Below are 20268 nucleotides of genomic sequence, written 5' to 3' on the forward strand. Positions count from 1 at the left end.
CTTACAAGGTGCAGATATGACGCAGGCCGGCGGACCCGCTGCGATAAACGGCTTTCTCTATCAAATCATTCAACACCTTGGCTGGCTGGCTGATGTCACGCTTTCTGGAAACCTGGTCGGCCGCGAGATCAAGGATGCATGTCTTGTGTTGGAACCTCGTCGCGGTGGAGACGCGCGGGCAGAAGCAATCGGTCTCTACCTCGTTGAACAATACAAAACTCGGGAGGATGGCACATGGCCTCTTGCTGGCATTGAATCTATCCTGAGCGATCTCCGCAAAGCCGTACCGCCATCGCGTCCGGCGAATGCCTGCTATCGCTTCGTGACCGATGGGCGCCCTGGCAAGCTGAACCCGTTCAACGCCTTTCTCGCCGACTTAAAGTCGGCGCCCGGACCAGATGACCTCGACGACGTCGAGAAGCTAAGTTTCGCCAAGGATCAGGCCGGTACCAACCGCGAGTTCTTCGACCACATCGCTACAGTGACACGAGCCGGGTCTCAACAACCGGCTACCGACGAAAGCGCGGTCGTGTTTCATCTCTTGTCGCATTTTGAGATGGAGTTTGGTGTCGACGGCAGCGCCCGCGCAACCGATGTGGAAAAGCTGTTACGGCGCTATGCACCCGACCTTGGTGACGAGCGCGGAATCCGAGAGCGTCTGATCGGCGTGCTTGTCGAGACATTGAGCAACGGCGAAGCTCAATTCGATGCCGCCAGGATTGATTCTATGTTCCGTTATGTGGGCCTCAATCCGGAGCGGCTGCGTAAGGCGGCGGAACTTGCCGAAACGATGAGCTCGTTAACGTGCCGCCGGCTTGCCCGATTAAAATATCGACCTGACCGCGACGTGCGTGCCATACCTGACTGGCCTGAAGACAAGGCGATATTGTTGATTGCGGGAGCAAGCGGCGCAGGAAAAACGTGGCAACTCGGACAGATGCTGGAGGCATTCGGGCAAGAGCGCCAGATCGCAACCTTGGTGCTTGCAGGCAAGACGTGTGAAGACCTTCTGACGCAGGCGGCGCGCGACGTGTGGCAAACGGGTCTTGGCGACACCTCCGAAAAATACCTTGTTGCGGTATCGCATTTCCTGCGAGAACTTCTAGGCGAGGGCTCTGCTTCCCGGTTAACCGTGGCGATCGACGACGTCCAGGATATCGACATCGCGCGCGATCTCGTTCGTCAGGATTGGGCTGATTGGGGGATGCGCCTAGTCTTAACCGTTCCGCAAGCCGTGGCACGGGCACTGGAGATGACCGATGGCGATGTCGTTCATGTGCATGCCGTTGGCGAGTTCTCGGTTGACGAACTTGATCGCCTTTTGAAGTTAAGCGGTCGAAGGTGGACGGATCTCCCGCCTGATTTGAAGGCGCTGCTGCGCAACCCGATACTGGCCGGACTCTACCTAGACCTTCCGTACGCCTCGGTGCAAAGCGCCCCACGCAGCGAATACGAGATATTCGAAGGATTCTGGGCGCGGATTGCCGCCAAGGGCCGGATCGGCGACGAAGGGATCGTAATCGCCCTCGCCGTTTCCATGATGGACGGCTCTTATCCTCTACCCCGGCCGATGTGGAATGAGATTGGACTGAATGACGACGCGGCTTTGCGGCTGGATGCCGCCGGGTGGCTTCGTGTCAGCGAAAGCGGTGATGTTGCGTTTGCTCATGATCGCCTGCTCAATTGGGCGGTAGCAAAGTCTCTCGTATGGCAATACCAGCGCAACCAATTGACCCTCCAAAGCTTGGGCGCTTTCCTCGCCAACGAGAATGAGCCTAAACGCAGAGGGCTCGGTTATGTGCCGATGGACACGCTCTGGCTGCTGGCAGCGGACGCGCAGAATTCCGAGGCCCTAGGCCAGACTGTCGCGCAAATGGAAGACAGCCGGGAATTCGGAAGCTACGGCGAGGACCTCTATGTTCAGCACTTGCCGACCCTCGGGCAGCGGGCCGTCCCAATACTTCTTGAGCGGCTGAAAGCAATCGACCACCCTGCCTCGGACGGGGGCTACCGGACCAAGTTAATCGGCAAGGCCTTCGCCAATCTCGCCCGGCAGGACAATGTCGAGTTGGGGGATGTCGTCAATTCATTGTTGCATTCATCGTCCCAAGACCCACAGGCAGTTGCCATCGCTGTGCTCACTGCCGCACCCGACATCCGTCATCTCAATCGGCTCTGGGAAATCCACCAGCAGCGCGTGGATGCCCTCGAGGACAAGACAGACGGTTCAAGGCATGATGACTACAGGGCCAGCTCCACGGCCCTGCGTGCCGGCCTCGAGCTGGACCCGGAATGGCTCCGTAAGCGCATTCATGCAGCCGATGCGGAGAAGGAGCCTGTTTCCGAGCTTGGATATCTGCTGAACGGGCTGGAGCATCCCGAGGCGCTCGCGATATGGGAGGAGACCAAGGCTGTATTGATGTCTAAAGTTGGTGCCAGTAAGCCGCGTAGCCTGCTCTATTGCATCGCGCGGTTTTTGGATCGTAGCAAACTCGACTTCGTGACCCAGCACCTATCCCAGGCAGCAGATTCTGCGAGCGGTGCGGCGCTCTATGCCTTGTCGATCCTAGATCCACAGGGCGCGATTGAACGCCTCGTCGAAGTCGAGAAGTTCGAGCGGTATCTGACCCGAAATCACTGGCTTCCGGGCGTATTGCGGGCGCAATCCGAATTGACGCAACAACATATTCGTATTCTTGCCGAAGCAGAACCGAACGCACATCGCCTGATCGAAGATCTCTTCTGGGAGCGGCCTGACGAAATGGACGAGGCAACGCTCAGGCTCATGCTTCGCGCGCTTGAAAAGGATCTGCACGACCGTCTCGATGAATCCATCGAGGGCGATCCAGGTTGGCTCTATCACTCTCTGGATCTTCTCGGACGCATCGTCTCTCCTGAGCTGCTGGCAATCCTTTCGGAGAAGGCTGGAGGCGAATTGGAGCGAATGATTGCTGCAGTCGCGTGCAGCCGCCTGCGTACCAATAGCAACTACCGTGATCGCGTTCGCGAGAGCGCGCGTCGAGTCTTGATCCTTATGAGCGGTCAGGGAATCACCACGTTGGTCAAACGGGAGCTGGAATCTGAACATTTTTGGGTTCGCCACGGTGGGCTGAATTGGGCATTCGTTCGCGCGGACGACGGCATCATTGAAAGGCTCGGCGTGATCGCTCGCCGCCCAGTCCCGCGTGATTCCAACGGAAAACTGGAATCCGATCCATATGCCGAGTTCCACCAATCGATAACAGCGCTTGCGGCCCTCGGCGCAGACGAAGTTCTGGTCGACATCTTGCAAGACAGCGGGATAGCTGAAGTGCCGACCAACCTTGCGGAGCTTCGGAGTCATCGCGGCCGGATGCCAAATGCGCTAACGGACCCAGCTCTGCGGATACTACAGAGCACAGCGCCGAGCGAAGAGCCGCTGGTGATCGCGCTGCTGATTGCTTGGTTGAGTGGTGACACGGATCTGATTCCGGCCGTGCGGTTGGTCCTCCAGCGAGCCGAGTCGGAAGGCAAGGTGGCGCTGTATGCGTGCATCGCGCTTCGGGAGCTAGGCGATCAGTCGGCTGATTTCGCGCAACTTGCCCTCCGTATGGCCCACACGGCGAAGAATGCTTGGATGGGCATAAATGCTTTGGCCGGGCTCGGCGATCGCGGCTTGGAATTGCTTGGGAACTGGCTGCAGGGTCGGGACGCTGCGACGGCCAACGGGAAGCATGACGACGAGGTGATCCGCGTCCTTTATGCCAATCCTGCGACCAGGAAGCTGAGCGTCAGCGCCGCCGTTGACCGCTGTCAGCGCGGACGGTTTCTCCGCGATGGTCCGTATGACATAGCTGCGGAAGCGGGCGAACCGTTGTTGCGCGAGCAAATCCTCGACAAGGCTTTTGCCGGGCGCTCATTCGTGACCACGGAGCCTCTCCGCGCCATAGAAGGCTTGGCAAAATTCGATGCAGCGCGAGCTGTCGACGCGATCGAACTCGCGCTGCTCTCCCATCCACAGATCGAGCGCCACCTGTGTCGTCTCCTCGTCCGGATCGCTCCCGACATCGCGGCGGAGAAGCTGATTAATGCGGCAGTCACGACCGAAAGAGACTCGCTGCGGAACGCGGCGGGGCGGGCATTGCGGCGACTCGACCCAGACACCGTTTCAGGCCTCATCGCAGCGCGAATGACCGGCACCGTCTCCGATCGCAGAGCCGCAGCCGAACTGGCGATGTGGCTGCCTATCGCAGCACTCGCGAAAGAGCTCGGCCATCTCGCCGATCACGACAGCGACAGCGAAGTCAGACATGCAGCTCTGATTGCACTTGAACGTCACCGCCAGGGAGTCAACATCCAGTCACTTCTGGGCGCTTTTCCCTCTACATCGGTCGACCGACAATGGAGCTTGCTGGTTGCTGTCGCGGAAGGTGCCGATCCGTACCTTCTTACCGACAGTGAAGACCCGCTCTGGCTAGGTAGCATTCTTTCGGACGACGTGCCGGCAGTATTTGAGCATTACGCGAATTCAGCATTGCGTCAGCGCAAGCAGAAACTGGCCTGACTAACGTTGCTGCTAGAACCTGAAAGTCTCTTAACACGGAACCATCATTCATGACTTCGGATGTCGAAACCCCGCCAGGGGCTGGCGGGACGTTCCGCTTCACAGAGGCCGAAGGGCCCAACGGCGGTGCCGGCAGGACGATCAGCTTCGCTGACGTCGATATCCAACCGCGGAGCTATGCGGAGCTCGTCGGAGCATCTCCTAATTTGCCTGTCACGATCCCGCTCGATATGTACAATGGGCAGGTCCTTCACACGGATTTCGACGGTGTCTCTCCTGGCGAGATGGTTCACGTCAATACCACTCTTCAGAGCCGTTTCACGTCGCGAGCGATCGGGCTTGTTAAAGGCGGATGGATGCCATCAGCTCTGGCGACGATCAAGTCCAACTCCATAATTCTGATCGACCGAAATGTCATGACCGAGATTGTGAGCCGGTTCGAAGGCGGCGTTAAGAAGGGCCGCGAACCGGATTTCCTCGACCTATTCGAAGACAGTCCCATCCGCGTCAATCCGTTGCTTTGCGCTCTCGAAGGCAACAGCCGTCGCATCCCCGATTCCGATGAGGCCAGGGCGCAAATTGACGAGGCGGTGAGCAAGCTGAGGCGCGCTCTGCCCAAGGCAGAAATTGTAGTGGGAGCCAAGAGTCTGGAAGGTGTGCTTGGCCTGATCGAAGACACCCGCGCAAGCTTCGGTCGAAAAAATGCCATGTTACTTGAGCTTGCGCCGGCACTCTGCGCACCGACTAGTAGCAAGCGAGTGGCGGCTTGCATTGCGAGCGTCATCGATGCAGCAGATCGGTTCGATGTACCACGCCAATCTTTGTTGGTATTCGCGATCGCAAGTTCAATTGCGGTGCCGAATGGGCGGAGCCCTGCTTTCACTTTGTTGAATTTGCGACCCGGTTACTCAAGAGAGGACGCATACAACGCACTGTCAGACTTGCGTTCGCTTGAGATCCTTATCCATATTTTTGCGCTATTTCCTCGCGAGACCGTGCAACTTTGCACGGCGGATCGCGATCTAGCGCTACTGTGGTGCGGAATTCAGGCATCTGACTTTCAGGTGATCGGTCGCGGCGTCGTCTTCGAAATCACGCCAGTCGAGGCGCTGCTTCCGCGCGGTGCCTTGGAAATCTGGCACAGCGCTGTAAGCACCAATCCAATTTCTTGAGTTCGTTAGTGATCGTGGTGCTGGCAGCGCAATACGCTGAGTTCCCGCGTACAGGGCGTATTCCACTGCCTCGGAGTACTGATGCTTGTTTTACGAAAATAGAAGCCATTTCGTCGCCGACTTCGGCACGAAATATGTGCGAGGTTATGTGCGATCTTCAGCCGTCGATCTGCTCCATCACGCACCGTTGGCAGACTAGGACGTCGGCGGGCCCGATCCCCCGGACTATCGTGTCGTCATCCGGCTGAGAGAGAAGCTGCGGAATGGCTGGGGTCGGACGCGGACACTTCACAGCTAAATCAACAAACGGCAATTTTCCGAGTCTCCGCCCTTCAATCCTGCCGTTCCGCTCGCGGCCCACTCAGTTCATTTGACAAGACCCCTGGAGTGAGTCTGAAACGGCTTCGCGCACCGGACGACGGCGGGCAAAGGGATTTCGGGCGATGACGGCGCTCATATCACCCGAATTGCGGGACTATCACTAATCTGCGTAGACTTTGTTTATGCTGAGAATCGGCTCCGAGTTACAGTTGAGCGCCACCGACCTGGTGGGCCACTTGAACTGCCTCCACCTGACGGCGCTTGACCTTCAGGTGGCGAGCGGCGCGCTTGAGAAGCCGAAGATCTGGGATCCGCTGCTCGAGATCCTGCAGCAGCGCGGCGCCGTGCATGAGGCGGCCTATGTCGATCACCTGCGTGCGTCCGGCTTTGCGGTCACGGTCATCGAGGGCAAGGGCATCGATGACGGCTCAGTGGCCAGCACGATCGAGGCGATGCGCGCCGGCGCGCAGATCGTCGTGCAGGCGGCATTGCGCGCGCCGCCCTTCACGGGCCGGGCCGACATCCTTCGGCGCGTCGAGACGCCAAGCGATCTCGGCGCCTGGTCCTATGAAGTCATCGACACCAAGCTCGCCCGCGAAACCAAGGGCGGGACGGTGCTGCAGCTCTGCCTCTATTCCGACCTCGTCGGGCAGGTGCAGGGCCTCGTGCCAGAACATGCCTACGTTGTCGCGCCCCTTACCGGCTTCGAGCCGGAGGCGTTTCGACTCAGCGACTATGCCGCCTACTACCGCAATGTCCGCGAACGCTTCGTCGCGTCCTTGAACGGAAACGGCGGCACCTATCCGGAGCCGGTCGCTCATTGCGATATCTGCCGCTGGCGCGGCCGATGCGACGACCAGCGCCACCAGGACGATCACCTGTCCCTTGTGGCCGGGATCACGGCCGTGCAGCGCGGCGAGCTCGCCGGCCACTACGTAGCAACCATGACTGCGCTGGCCGAGCTCCCCCTGCCACTGCCGTGGAAGCCGGAGCGCGGCGCCGCTTCGTCCTACAATCGCATCCGGGAGCAGGCCCGGATACAGGTCGCAGGGCGCGCGGCCGGGCAGGTGCTCCATGAAGCGCTGCCGATAGAACCGGGCTTTGGCCTGTGTCTCCTGCCGGTGCCGGACGACGGCGACATTTTCTTCGATCTAGAGGGCGACCCCTTCGTCGGCGAAGGCGGCCTTGAATATCTCTTCGGCTATGCCTTCAAGGATGCGGAGGGCGCGCTCACCTACGTCGCCGACTGGTGCCTCACGCCGGCCGATGAAAAGGCCGCCTTTGAACGCTTCGTCGATTTCGTGATCGAGCGGCGAGCGCACCATCCCGGCATGCACATTTATCATTACGCGGCCTATGAGGTGGGCGCGCTCAAACGCCTGATGGGGCGCTACGCCACGTGCGAGGAAGAGATCGACACGCTGCTGCGCGGGCAGGTCCTGGTCGATCTCTACGCGGTGGTCCGCCACGCCATCCGCGCCAGCGTCGAGAGCTATTCCATCAAGAGGCTGGAGCCGCTTTACGAATTCGAACGCGCGGTGTCGCTGCCCGATGCCAACTATGCCTTGAGCAAGGTGCAGGCCTGCCTGGAGCTCGGGGACGCGGCCGGCATCAATGCGGACGATCGTGCCGTCGTTGCGGGTTACAACCAAGATGACTGCGTCTCGACGGCGTGGCTCCGGGACTGGCTGGAGGGCCTGCGGGCTGACGCGATCGCTTCCGGCATCGAGATTCCGCGGCCAGCTCCGCCTGGAGAGGACGCTCCGCCGGATATTACAGCCTGGCAGGCGCGGATCGATGCGCTTGTGACCAAGTTGACCGATGGCATTCCGGTGGACTCCACGGAGCGCAGCGCCGAGCAGCAGGCGCTCTACGTGCTGGCCAACGTGCTCGACTGGCATCGCCGGGAAGAGAAGGCGATCTGGTGGGAATATTTCCGGCTGGCGGCGCTGTCCGCGGACGAACTGGAGGACGAGCGGGCAGGCGTCGCCGGCCTCGAGTTCGTGGATACCGTGGGTGGAACCGCCAAGGCGCCAATCCACCGCTATCAATTTCCCCCGCAGGACGCGGAGTTTCGCGGCGGCGAGGATTTGCGCAGCGTCGGCGGCGAGCGGTTCGGCAAGGTCGAGAGCGTCGACCTGGAACATCGCTTCATCGACATCAAGAAGCGGGGCGACACTGCCGGTTTTCACCCCGAAGCGATCTTTGCCCATACCTACATCGACACGGCTGTCCTGGCCGAGTCCCTGGTGCAGATCGGCGAGTACGTGGCCGACCATGGCATCGGCGGTCCCGGTGCCTACAAGCCGGCGCGCGATTTGCTGCTGCGGCGGCCGCCCGATGCCGGCGGCGCGGCGCTGCGCCAGCCGGCCGAGAGCGCGGTCGATGCGGCCTGTCGCCTCGTCCCGGCCTTGCAGGGCGTGCTCGCCATCCAGGGACCGCCGGGCGCGGGCAAGACCCATACCGGCGCCCACGCGATCCTTGCACTGGCCAGGGCCGGCCTTCGCGTCGGCGTGACCGCCAACAGCCATAAGGTCATTCGCAACCTGCTCGCGAAGGCCGCCGAGGAAGTAGCGAAGGAAGACCTCGACCTGCAGTGCCTGCACAAGGTCACGGATGCGGAAGACAATGTCCCGCACCTCACCTTCACCACGAAGAACCCCGAAGCCCTCGGCGCCTTTGCAAGCGGCTACCACGTCCTCGGCGGCACGGGGTTCCTGTGGGCCCGGCCCGATGCAGCTGGCCTCGTCGACGTGCTGTTCGTGGATGAGGCCGCGCAGATGTCGCTCGCCAACGTGCTTGCCATATCGCCGGCCGCAGCCAGCCTTGTCCTGCTTGGTGATCCACAGCAGCTTGAGCAGCCGATGCAAGGCTCGCACCCCGAGGGTACGGAGGTCTCGGCCCTCGACCACCTTCTCGGCGGACGGCAGACCATCGCCGAGGACGAGGGCCTGTTCCTCGACCAGACCTGGCGCCTCCACCCCGACATCTGCCGTTTCACCTCCGAGCTTTTCTACGAAAGCCGCCTCCTTCCCCGTCCCGGTCTCGAGAACCAGGCCATCCTGATGGCCGGCCCGCTTGGCGGCAGCGGCCTGCGCTATGTCGGGGTGCAGCACGGTGGCAACCAGAATTCCAGCCCGGAGGAGGCCGACCGCATCCGCAATATTGTGCTGGGTATCCTTGCTTCAGGCGCACGGTGGCGCGACCGCGAGGATAACGAGGCGTCGCTCACCCTAAACGACATTCTGGTTATCGCGCCCTACAACGCGCAGGTCTTTGAAATCCAGGCGCGCCTCCCGGGCGCGCGAGTAGGGACCGTTGATAAGTTCCAGGGACAGGAGGCGCCCATCGTGATCTATTCCGTCACGACCTCCAGTCATGCCGACGCTCGGCGGGGCATGGAGTTCCTCTACAGCGCGAACCGGCTCAATGTAGCCACCTCCCGCGCCAAGGCACTGTGCATTCTCGTGGCCAATCCTGACGTGTTCGAGCCGGAATGTCGGACGCCGCGTCAGATGCAGCTCGCCAATGGCTTCTGCCGCTATCTCGAAATGGCTAGCGTCGTTGATTCTAGTTTCTCGTAGCCCGGCTTCGGGAGCACAACAAAAACGCGTTGAATCTGCTCGGGGTTCGACCCATGAAATAATAGATCGGACGCGGTAATGATCGTTTGCTGATTGAAGCATGGCGCCCGGTCTTTGCTAATTTTCAGTTTTTGGCAGTCTCGCCATTGGAATAACAATTGCGGTAATCGTCGCCTTAGCATTTAGGTTTCGTAAGCATTGGCGCAAAGGAAACTTGGCTAGAGATCCCACTTTCTCCTACCCTGGTTTTCTAAAAGTCACATAAGGTTTGGTCCGGTCCAACTCCAATCCAATCGTGGGCCGGCATCTTTCTGCAAAGGCGTCATGGAAGGCGCCAGCCTCGGGGGGCGCATGAACAGTTCTTCCTATTCTAAGCCCCGTTGGCTTAGAGATCTGACCCGATTTTTGTCGCTGAAAAGCCAGTTCGTGCTTACAGGCAACATCAGGGACTTGCAGGCGTCGGAAGTCGACGAGGGTACAATCGCCGCTGTCCCTCTTTTGCATTGTCTGGAACGAGAACTGAAGGGCAGCGGCTACGAGCAAGTCATCTCGTTCCGGCCATTCTCCGGATTCAGCCTTCCAAATGGGGGAACGGACGATGAGCTGCAGGCCGCGATGGCGAAGGCGGGCCTGGGTTCGGAGAACCCATCGGGAGCTGGAATTGAACTACTCGCGGCGGTGATTGACGGGTTTGTTAGGTCCAAGGAAAAGCCAACCGCACTGATAGTTGATTTTGCATCGCGAATGGTGAACCGCAGTGATGCGCTTTCCCCAGCCGAGCACATGCTATTCTCACGCGCGCAAGTCGTGTCCCACATAGCATCAACGCGGCCCGCTGGCGAAGCCCGAAAACCGTTTTTCAACACAGTCATCTGGTTGGCAGATCGTGAAGCGGACCTCCCCGACTTTCTCACCGTAGGCAACCCGAGGATCCGTCATATCGCGATTTCGCCGCCTGACGGGATGACCCGCAAGGCTCTCGCCGGCACGCTCCTCCAGAGCCTGCCGGGCGCTCGAGAGACGCCAGTAAACGAACTCGAAATAGCAGTCGATATGTTTGTAAGCCTTACGGACGGGCTGCTGCTGATCGACATGAGCGCCATCACCCAATTGAGCAGGAATGAAGGCCTGCGGGTCTCCGAGATCGGTGATGCCGTAAGGCGATACAAGGTCGGGGTAACTGAAGACCCGTGGCGTCGCCTTGATCGAAAGAAGATCGCGGGGGCCGACGAGTTTATTGCCTCTCGCCTAAAAGGTCAGCATCACGCTGTGGTCCACATGCTCGACATTATCAAGCGAGCCGTTACCGGCATTGGGCGTACAGGTTCGGGCAACCGACCACGTGGTGTTGCTTTCCTTGCCGGTCCCACCGGGGTGGGAAAAACCGAGCTCGCAAAAACTGTGACAAGTCTGCTCTTTGGAGACGAATCCGCCTATATCCGCTTCGACATGTCAGAGTTCAGTGCCGAGCACGCCGACCAACGGCTAATCGGCGCGCCGCCTGGCTACATAGGCTATGACGTCGGCGGAGAGCTGACGAACGCCATCCGTGAGAAGCCGTTCAGTGTCGTGCTTTTCGACGAGATTGAAAAAGCTCATCCGCGAATTCTCGATAAGTTCCTTCAGATTCTCGACGATGGCGTCCTGACCTCAGGTCGCGGCGATCGTGTCTACTTCTCAGAGGCAGTCATCCTGTTCACGTCCAACCTGGGAATTTACAAGACTGATGGAGCGGGACAGAGGGTCGCAAGCGTCCAACCCGACGAGCCCTATGAGAATGTTGCAACGAAGGTTCGCGACGAGATCGAACGACACTTTAAGCTGGTCCTAAACCGGCCGGAGATTTTGAACCGCATCGGCGAAAACATCATTGTATTCGACTTTATCCGACGCCCCGTCGCGGAGCAGATTTTTGACCAAATTGTTTCCGCACTTCTCGAGAACTCCAAGTCCTTGGGATACGCCCTCGCGATAAACGAGAATGCCTACTCGGCGCTTCGCGAACTCTGTCTACACGACCTGACAAATGGCGGCCGCGGTATCAGAAACATGGTCGAGGCCCACTTGGCGAACCCTCTTTCTCGCGCTCTCTTTGACGCGGACGTAGCCGGCGGCTCGTTTGAGATCACCGACATAACGCACGGAGCCGTTACGTCGGTGACGTTGAGCCAGAGCAGCAGACTGACATGACAACGCCCCTCGCTCTATCGCGGCTCCATTTCCCGGTCACAACGCTGGGGCCCGGATCTCGGATCGGCATCTGGTTTCAAGGGTGCTCGATCCGTTGCACCGGCTGCATCTCAGCCGACACCTGGGCTCAAAAAAGGGGCATGACGACTGTCGAGCAGGCTGTGGATGCAGTTTCGCGATGGATTCCAAAAGCAAGCGGCATCACCATTTCGGGCGGAGAGCCTTTCGATCAGCCTAACGCATTGGCCACTCTGCTGCGGGCAATCCGACAGGGATCGCGATTGGATGTTCTGGTCTATTCAGGATACCCCGTCGAGGCTCTTGACCACCACCTTCGTAACATGGGCGGGCTTATCGACGCTCTCATCTCCGATCCCTATGATATCGGCTCTACCCAAATACTTGCCTTGAGGGGCAGCGACAACCAGCGGCTCCATCTTTTGACAGAATTGGGGAAGGCACGCCTTGCCTCCTTTGAACGGCCAATCCGGCCGGACGAAAGAAGGCTCGATATGATGGTCGATCCATCCGGCGAGATCTGGATGGCGGGCATTCCTGGCAAGGAAGATCTAAATCGCCTCGCCCGGCTATTGGCAAGCCAAGGGCACCGCGTCGAAACGAGCCAAGACCGATCGAATAGAACAAGCCATGATTAGATTTTGCCCCAATTGCAACACTGAGCGCCCGTTGAGCGAAATCTTCTGCCAGGGGCAACTGCCAGATGGGGCTACGTGCAACTGGGATCTTTCGTTGGTCCCGATCCGCGAACGCGGCCACGGCAAAGATACTGCGCCAAATGAGAAGTCAGCTTTGAGGCGTTGTCCGAACGGCCACGAAGTCTCGGAAGGCGATCTCATTTGCATAGTTTGCGGCGCCGAAGTCGGCGAGGCTAGCCTGGAGCGATCGTCCTTTGGAGACTCCGCGATCCCAGATACAGGACCAGTTTCGGTTCATGTACCCACGGAGATCGCGGGCTGGACGATCGAACGACGACTGCCGTCGTCGAGTGCAGTATGCGAACGGTTCGTCGTCTCGCACGGCAACAACGAGCGAACAGGCGTCTTGTCCTTATTTGCCGACGGCTCTGAGCCCGACGTTTCGGTGTACGACGCTCTCAGAACGATGCCCCATGACCACCTTCCTGAGATTTTTGAGGTGGGTCGGTGGGAAGACCGGACCTATGAGATCAGCGAGGACATCAAAGGCGGAACTCTGGAGGAGGCGAGGCCTGACGGGCAAAACCTGGAAGCTGTCCGGAGTGTCGTCTATGAGATCGGCAAAGCGCTCGGGTCATTCTCTCAATCCGGGTTAAGACATCGCGACCTCAGGGCATCCAACATCTTGGTGAGGAGCGCCGATCCGCTGGATCTTGTGGTGACAGGCTTCGGCTCGGCGAGGCTCTCTGACTACGATCTTGACGTGGTCGCCCCTCTTGAGACCACTCGCTACATGGCTCCAGAAACCATCGCCGGCGGCGTGGCATCTGCCTCCGACTGGTGGAGCCTCGGTATAATCGTACTTGAGATAGTTACGGACGGCAATTGCTTCCAAGGCGTCAACGAACAGGCGTTCCTAATCCACGTGCTGACCAACGGGGTTGAAATTCCCAACGACATTGATCCGAGCGTAAATCAGCTACTGCACGGGCTGCTTGCTCGGGATCACCGTACCAGATGGCAGTGGCAAGAAGTTCGAGCCTGGCTTGAGGGCAAGCATGTCGAATTACCTCCTGAGGCCGTGCATGGCGTAGACACGGAAGGCCATGCCGGGATCAACCTTGGCGGCAAGAGTTTTAGGAAAGCCTCCGGCTATGCCCTGGCCGCGGCACAACCCGCCAATTGGGACGAAGCACGAAATCAAGCTGCGCGTGGAGTGATCGCCGCGTGGGCTGAAGACGCTGGCCTCGATCCCTCCATGCAGTCCGCGATCCGACGTCTTGGTCACCTCGAGGGACTTTCTGAGGATCTTAGGCTGGCGATGGCGCTCAAGGTGCTTCACCCGGCGATGCCGCTTGTTGTCAAAGGCAATATCGTCACGCCCGGTTGGCTTCTCGACCACCCCCGGGAGGGAACGGAACTCATCTTCGGCCCGGCTACCGAGTTTTTAGGCCGCCTTGGCGCAGAAGAATGGCTTCAACGTTTAAGGCTGCGGGGCGAATCAGTTCGGTCAAAGGCACAGCAATTCAGCATCGCTCTCGACGAGGAAGAGCTCCAGATCCATCTCCTGTCCACGTCGAAGGCGAGACTGGGTGCCCTGTTGGAAGACCGGCGGCGAACCCTTCCCGATACAGAGCATTCCGGCCTTGTTTCTCTAATAGAGAGGCGCCAGACGACGGAGGAGGATTTAATTCTCCTTTTGTCCGCCGAAGTGTCACAGTTCAGGTCGGTCGACGAGATCGTGGACCGGGCTCAAGAAGAAGCACGTCGAGCGGGCGTGCCACCAGTTGAGGGCGGCGAACTTCGTCAATTGCTGGGCAACTCCCGGCGCGACCTGCACAGGATGATAGACGAACGTCTCGAAGGCTTCGCCAGATGCGGGATCGAGCGCGTCGACGAATGGGCGGACCGCTTCCGCCTCGATCGCCGAATAGCAATTGAGAGGGCGATCGTGCTCCTCTCGGTTGCCTCGCAAAACTGGAAGGAACCCCCAAAGCAGGCTTACGTCGCGACGCTGCTCGACTATTTCTCGAAGAAAGTGACCGGCAGCATTCTGCGAGGGCCACTGACGCGGATGGTTATCGGGAAGACGACGCCGCGAGTGGACATCGTCGAACTCGGAACCGAGAGAAGGCCGGCGGCAGCCCTACTAGATCATCTGCTGGCCAGAACCGAGAGAGCCGAGGAACTGGATCCGGCAGCCTTCGCGGTATCAGAGACGCTTGAGCGGAGACTGCGCGCGCTGCATTCCCATGCGACGCTCTACAAGCGAGACACTGGAATAGACGGGCTTTATCTTGGCTTTCCGTTTTTGCTTCATCGCGATGATCGGACCAAGACGAAGATAGCGCCAATCCTCCTGTGGCCGGTCAAGGTCATCCCTGAGGTCGGCAATCGCGGCCATGCATCGGTTGTCTTCGATCGCGACCGGGAGGAGGTTCGCCTCAATCCCGCTTTCGAGGGGATGATCGGCATAGATGCAGCACGCCGTTGGCAAGACGCTGCAAAGGATCTCCTCGGTCGAGCTACCCTGACTGCCTCCGACGTCGTTGATGGCTTTGGCAACCTCGCTGATCCCACAGGCAGAACGCTGGACCGACTGCCGAATAAGGATGCACAAGCGGATTTCGGCAGACCGCTGATCTCTTGCTCTGCTGTTTTTTTCCACCTTGCCTACATGGGGCAGGCGATAGCTGAAGATCTGCGACAACTGAAGAGTAAGGATCTAAGTGGCAGTGGACTGGAAACAGCTCTGAAGGTCACTGAAACGGAACCCAATCTGACGACCCGGGCTACCATTCCTGAAGTGGATAGGTATTTCACTGTTGACAGTGATCCCTCACAGGAGGCGGCAGTTCTGGAAGCCCGTAATGCTCCTGGCCTGCTGATCGAAGGGCCGCCCGGAACGGGGAAAAGCCAAACGATTGTTAACATGGTCGCGGATGCGATCGGCAGAAAGAAGAGCCTGCTGGTCATCTGCCAGAAGCAGGCTGCCCTTGAGGTCGTAAAGAAGAGGCTCGTGGCCGAGGGGCTAGATGGCCGCCTTGTTATGGTCACGGACATGAACGGCGACCGCGAGCCGATGCTCAAGGCAATCCGAGACCAGCTAGAAAGCCGGCGCGGTGCATTTGCCGGCCAGGCGTGGCGTCGCGATCGCCAGAGCTTGGCTCAACGCATTGAATCCGTCGAAGGTGAACTCGACAAGCATCACCTGGCGCTGCATGCAGAGGATGAGCAAACTGGACTCACCTACCGCGCTATCCTCGGAGAGCTGATAAAAATAGAGCAGGGACACGCCCCGTTGAATATCCCTGCGCTGCGCAGGTTTCTCTCGGCCCTGGTGCCGGCGGAGGTTTCTGCGCTCGAAGAGACGTGCGGGCCACATGTGCGTTACTGGCTACCCGCTGACTTCGAAGACAATCCCCTTGCAGTGCTCAAAATCTTCAACCCTGATCCGGCCAATGTTGAGGCGTTCAAAGAAGACCTGATTGCGTTCGTACGGAGTGAGACAGCGCGTATCAGTGTTCTCGCTCGCACCGCCAATGCGTCCCCAATGGCAGAGCCAGAGCCCTACCGAAGCTGGCACACGGCGCACGACGCGGAATTTCTCGGGCTCACAGAAGAACGGCGGAGCGAACTCGTTCGGTGGCATGACCTTTTCAGCCGGAATTCGGACGGGTTGAGCCCAGCTTTGCAGCTCGTTAAGCGACTCGAGCAACTGGCCGAAAAGCTTGTGGCGATCGGAGGGCCGCCCCCACCGGTTGGATATGTCAAACGGGCAGTCACTTTTTCCGATGCAGAGCTCTCGGGTTCGATCGACCTTGCCACTTCCGTTACCGCGGAGCCGTCTTCGCTGGGCCGATTAAATCCGTTCCGCTGGATGCGAGCTAGAAAACTACGGGCGCTTCTCACGGATCTCGCGCTAAACCCCGACGAGCCGCGCACATTCCTTGAGGCAACTCTTTGGGAGCGCAGCCTGAGACCGATTAGGCGAGAACTTGTGTCCGCGCTCGGCGAGATCCAAGAGCAAGCTACCGTGCTATCGGAACTGGACCCTACGCATCTCGCTCGGTTAGCGACCGATCGAGCATTGTCCGTTTCCAAAGGGCAGGAACTTGCCGATATTGCCCGGGCGTATCCGGAGCCGGCCAGGATGGAAGCCACTCTCAAGGCGGGAACGTTGTCCGCCTTCGAGGGTCTAAGGGATAGCATCGAACAGGCGTTCGAACGATACGAAGCGAAGCAATTCAGCCGAGCAGCCGTTAGTAATCTGGCGCAGTGGTTTGAAGAGAAATGGATCGCACATTGCGTCCACGCGGTCGAAGTCGATCAAGCAAATGCCGCTGCCATCGAGCCGATCGTGCGGACATTGGCGAAATTGGACCCCTATCAGCGGTTCAGACTGCGCCTCAGTGCATTGTCGTCAGAGGCGCTTGAAATCTTCCGGCTGCTGAGGCCGAAGTCGCACGACCTAGCGGCGATACCTCCTGAACGACTTGAGGACGAGACGCGTCGGATCATCAGGCGGGAGGCGCTTCTGGTCTGGAAGTCGCGCCTCGAAGCGGCCTATCCGGTACTCTTGTACGAGGCAGCGGAACTGAAGAGCAAGGTCCGGTCTCTATTTGAGGCGGAGCAGTCGATGCGCCGCGCAAACCGACAGATGCTGACCAACGGCATAGACTTCACCAAGGTCGCATCTGACCGGGAATGGGAGCCGATCACAAGATTGCGGGGCCAAAGGGCTCAACGACTTCGCGAGTTTATGGAGAAGGGTCCGGACCTAGGCTTAATGGAACTCCGTCCGGTCTGGCTGATGAACCCGGACGTGGCGAGCCGCGTCTTGCCGCTTCGCCGGGGATTGTTCGATATCGTCATCTATGACGAAGCCTCGCAGATGCCAGTTGAGTATGCACTTCCGACACTGTTTCGCGGGCAAGTGGTTATTGTCAGCGGCGACGAGAAGCAGATGCCCCCAACCGCCTTCTTCTCCAGCAAAGTTGAGAATGACGAAGCCGACGTTTTCGATGGCGATGAGCCAGAGGAAAATGCCACTGAAGCTGAGCGGGAAAGCTACGAGGAGACTTGGAACCGGCGAGAGATCAAAGACTGCCCAGACTTGCTCCAACTCGCCAAGGCAGTTCTGCCGACGACCACTCTACAGATCCATTATCGGTCCGAATACCGCGAACTCATAGGCTTCTCGAACGCATCCTTCTATGCAAATCGGCTCAACGTTCCAGTTAGGCATCCAGACGAAGAGATACGCAGAGCTCGCCCAATCGAGGTCGTCAAAGTCGACGGTGTATATCAGGACCAGACCAATAGAACCGAAGCCCAGAAAGTCGTCGAAGTCGTCGCAGCAATCTGGAGATCTGGCGAACGACTTCCGACCACCGGTGTTGTTACGTTCAACCGAAAACAGGCCGACCTGATCGAGGAAATGCTGGACGATGCCGCCGACAAGGATGAATGGTTTCGTGCCATTCTGGCTAAGGAACGAGATCGGGTTGAGAAGGGTGAGGACGTAGGCTTCTTCGTAAAGAACGTGGAAAACGTTCAAGGCGACGAACGCGACTACATAATCTTTTCGTCAACCTTCGGGCGAAATGCGCAAGGTAGCTTCCGTAGAAACTTCGGTGTGCTCGGGCAGAAGGGTGGGGAGCGTCGGCTAAACGTAGCCGTAACCCGCGCCAAATCTAAGATAATTATGGTGACTTCGATGCCAATTGCCGAGATATCGGACATGTTGGCGAGCCGAAGGCGCCCCTCCATTCCCCGTGACTATCTCCAAGGCTACATGGAGTACGCAACCGCTGTGTCGAGCGGCGAGTTCGAAGCCGGGCGAACACTGCTTGGGCGCATGGTCACAGAAAGAAGTGGCAACCAGAACGAGAACGACGGTGACTTCGACGGGTTCGCAAAGTCTGTTTTTGACTACGTGTCCAGCCTGGGCGTCACAGCTCACGCCGCAAACGATGGAAGCGCCTTCGGCATAGACATCGCTATCGAGAATCCTCGAACCGGGCTCTATGGCATCGGCATCGAGTGCGACGCCCCGCAGCACCGAATTCTTGCAAGCGCCCGTGCAAGGGAGATTTGGCGCCCGGCCGTTTTGCGTCGAGCAATCCCACAAGTCTATCGCGCATCTTCCCACGGCTGGTATCACACCGGTGACGAAGAGCGGCTACGGCTTAAGGCAGCTATTGAAAGTGCATTGTACAGGGAGGCGGCGGAATGAGCGGCCCGAAGGTGGTGCGAATTGTTACTCGTGAGGAACTGGTTGCAATCTGCGAAGGCCAGATCGCTGCTTTCGAGGCAATGGTTGGTTCTTGGGAACGTTTCGGTGAGAGGAATCGATGCGTCGACAAGCAAGACATTGAACAGACGCGCGATCGGGTGAGGGCGATGCGAGCCCTGCTCGCTGCCGACAATTTTGAGGAAGTGCAGAAGCGAGTTCCCGCAGAAATCTCGTTCCTCAAATCCGACATGGACCGGCGCATGAATGCAGCCGCCGATTCAGCAGCCACGGCGAGGAAGCGTGCTCATCAACTCAAGCGCTCAGCAGAAACACTCGCGAGATCATTGCACGACAAAGGCCTGCCGGTGCCGGATGAGCTTTCGAATCCGTCCCGGCACTCGGACGAGGCTATTCGAAAAGCCATCAGCGCTGCATTTTACGAATTGGCTCCTGCAAGTTCAGATGGGGCCATATCCGATCGACAGCGCACGCTTGCTGATTCACTTGGTGTCGGAGAAGAACGCACGAGCCTCGCTGCCTGGCTTGAAGAGCAAAGCGCGGATTTTGTGGACGACCCTCTCGTCGCTACACTCGACCGGAAATTGGACGAACTGCGTATTTTCGATCCGGAGGCGGCTACGACCTTCGCCGCGCGCTTAGACACGGTCTCCACAGAAAGTGGCACTCGGCGCGGCCTTTTGGCCGACAGCCTCACCATAGATCTCTCGGCTGCGCGGCGTGAAGCCGTTCACAAGATTGAAATCAGGAGCCAGCTCGAGGGAGTGCGCGCGGAATTCGCTTCAATTGAAGGTCAGGTCGCGGACAGTCTCATTCTGAAGGTAGAGCAAGCGCTTGCTCCCGGGGTAACTATAGATAGATTGCAGACTACGTTGGATGAAGCAAAGCTAGCCCTTGAAACCATCAGGAATGTGCAAGCGATGTCTCTCCGAAGGCGCGCGATGCTGGAGGGGCTGGCAGAGCTGGGATACGAAGTCCGGCAAGGTATGGAGACAGCTTGGGTAGAGCACGGTCGCGTCGTGCTTCGAAGCTCGAAGTCGCCTGACTATGGCGTCGAGCTGGGTGGAAATCCTGAAAGCCTGCTCCAGATCAGGACCGTTGCATTTGATGATCCGCATCGGCTGAGTGACGTCGGACGCGATGTGAGAGCTGAAAAGGAGTTTTGCACTGACTTCGAAGCTCTGCAGAAGCTGTTAGCGGCAAATGGGGGAGGCCTCTCCATAGTTAAGGCGCTGGGGGTTGGCGCGACGCCAGTCAAGACCGTTCCATCCATCGACTCTGCGTCGCACTCGGCATTGTTAACTAGCACCCACAATTCGCGGGTTACGAAAAACTGACTTCCTAGAAACATGCCTGCGGACGAATAATGCATTTCCGCGCAAGGCAATGCTGGATAATCGCAGTGGACTTCTGGCCCGACCCGGCATTGCAATGGCGGCGGCTGGCCGGTTTGCGCCTCATGCACGAACCCGCTCCGCGGGAGGGGCGCCTCGTTCTGCGATGGCGCGATATTCATAGACCTTGAGCGGGTAGAGGCGTCGATCTG

Annotated in this window: 7 protein-coding genes; all 7 read left to right on the forward strand. The window is 58.9% G+C overall.

Going from position 1 to position 20268, the window contains the following annotated elements; all coding sequences use genetic code 11:
* Positions 1 to 16 precede the first annotated feature (16 nt).
* The 7 genes from NKI38_RS28095 to NKI38_RS28125 all read left to right on the forward strand — a co-directional run bounded on the left by NKI38_RS28095 (position 17) and on the right by NKI38_RS28125 (position 20059).
* Entirely contained in the window at positions 17 to 4543 is a 4527-nt protein-coding gene (locus NKI38_RS28095; protein WP_352663433.1) for a hypothetical protein, read from the forward strand.
* 50 nt (positions 4544 to 4593) lie between these two features.
* Positions 4594 to 5715 carry a hypothetical protein gene (locus tag NKI38_RS28100; RefSeq protein WP_352663435.1) on the forward strand — a complete coding sequence of 374 codons (1122 nt, stop codon included), beginning with the start codon at positions 4594 to 4596 and terminating at the stop codon, positions 5713 to 5715.
* Positions 5716 to 6245: 530 nt separating this feature from the next.
* On the forward strand, positions 6246 to 9620 hold the full coding sequence (locus tag NKI38_RS28105; RefSeq protein ID WP_352663437.1) for a TM0106 family RecB-like putative nuclease: 3375 nt from the start codon (positions 6246 to 6248) through the stop codon (positions 9618 to 9620).
* A gap of 324 nt (positions 9621 to 9944) precedes the next feature.
* Positions 9945 to 11810 carry an AAA family ATPase gene (locus NKI38_RS28110; RefSeq protein WP_352663439.1) on the forward strand — a complete coding sequence of 622 codons (1866 nt, stop codon included), beginning with the start codon at positions 9945 to 9947 and terminating at the stop codon, positions 11808 to 11810.
* The gene (locus NKI38_RS28115) at positions 11807 to 12466 is read left to right on the forward strand and encodes a 4Fe-4S single cluster domain-containing protein (protein ID WP_352663441.1); all 660 of its coding nucleotides are present in this window, start codon (positions 11807 to 11809) and stop codon (positions 12464 to 12466) included. The genes NKI38_RS28110 and NKI38_RS28115 overlap by 4 nt, the downstream gene beginning before the upstream one ends.
* Before the next feature lie 31 nt (positions 12467 to 12497).
* Positions 12498 to 18704: a protein kinase domain-containing protein gene (locus NKI38_RS28120; protein WP_352663443.1), complete on the forward strand. Its 6207-nt coding sequence runs from the start codon at positions 12498 to 12500 to the stop codon at positions 18702 to 18704.
* Complete coding sequence (locus tag NKI38_RS28125) at positions 18701 to 20059, forward strand: hypothetical protein (RefSeq protein WP_352663445.1); 1359 nt, start codon at positions 18701 to 18703, stop codon at positions 20057 to 20059. Before NKI38_RS28120 ends, NKI38_RS28125 begins: the two co-directional genes overlap by 4 nt.
* The last annotated feature ends 209 nt before the right edge of the window (positions 20060 to 20268 follow it).

This window comes from Mesorhizobium sp. M0621, from assembly GCF_040320745.1.
Classification (GTDB): Bacteria; Pseudomonadota; Alphaproteobacteria; order Rhizobiales; family Rhizobiaceae; genus Mesorhizobium.

Bases quoted from the DNA above. Each gene is read 5' to 3' on its own strand.
- NKI38_RS28095 (WP_352663433.1), top strand. From the start codon at position 17: ATGACGCAGGCCGGCGGACCCGCTGCGATAAACGGCTTTCTCTATCAA.
- NKI38_RS28100 (WP_352663435.1), top strand. From the start codon at position 4,594: ATGACTTCGGATGTCGAAACCCCGCCAGGGGCTGGCGGGACGTTCCGC.
- NKI38_RS28110 (WP_352663439.1), top strand. From the start codon at position 9,945: ATGGAAGGCGCCAGCCTCGGGGGGCGCATGAACAGTTCTTCCTATTCT.
- NKI38_RS28115 (WP_352663441.1), top strand. From the start codon at position 11,807: ATGACAACGCCCCTCGCTCTATCGCGGCTCCATTTCCCGGTCACAACG.
- NKI38_RS28125 (WP_352663445.1), top strand. From the start codon at position 18,701: ATGAGCGGCCCGAAGGTGGTGCGAATTGTTACTCGTGAGGAACTGGTT.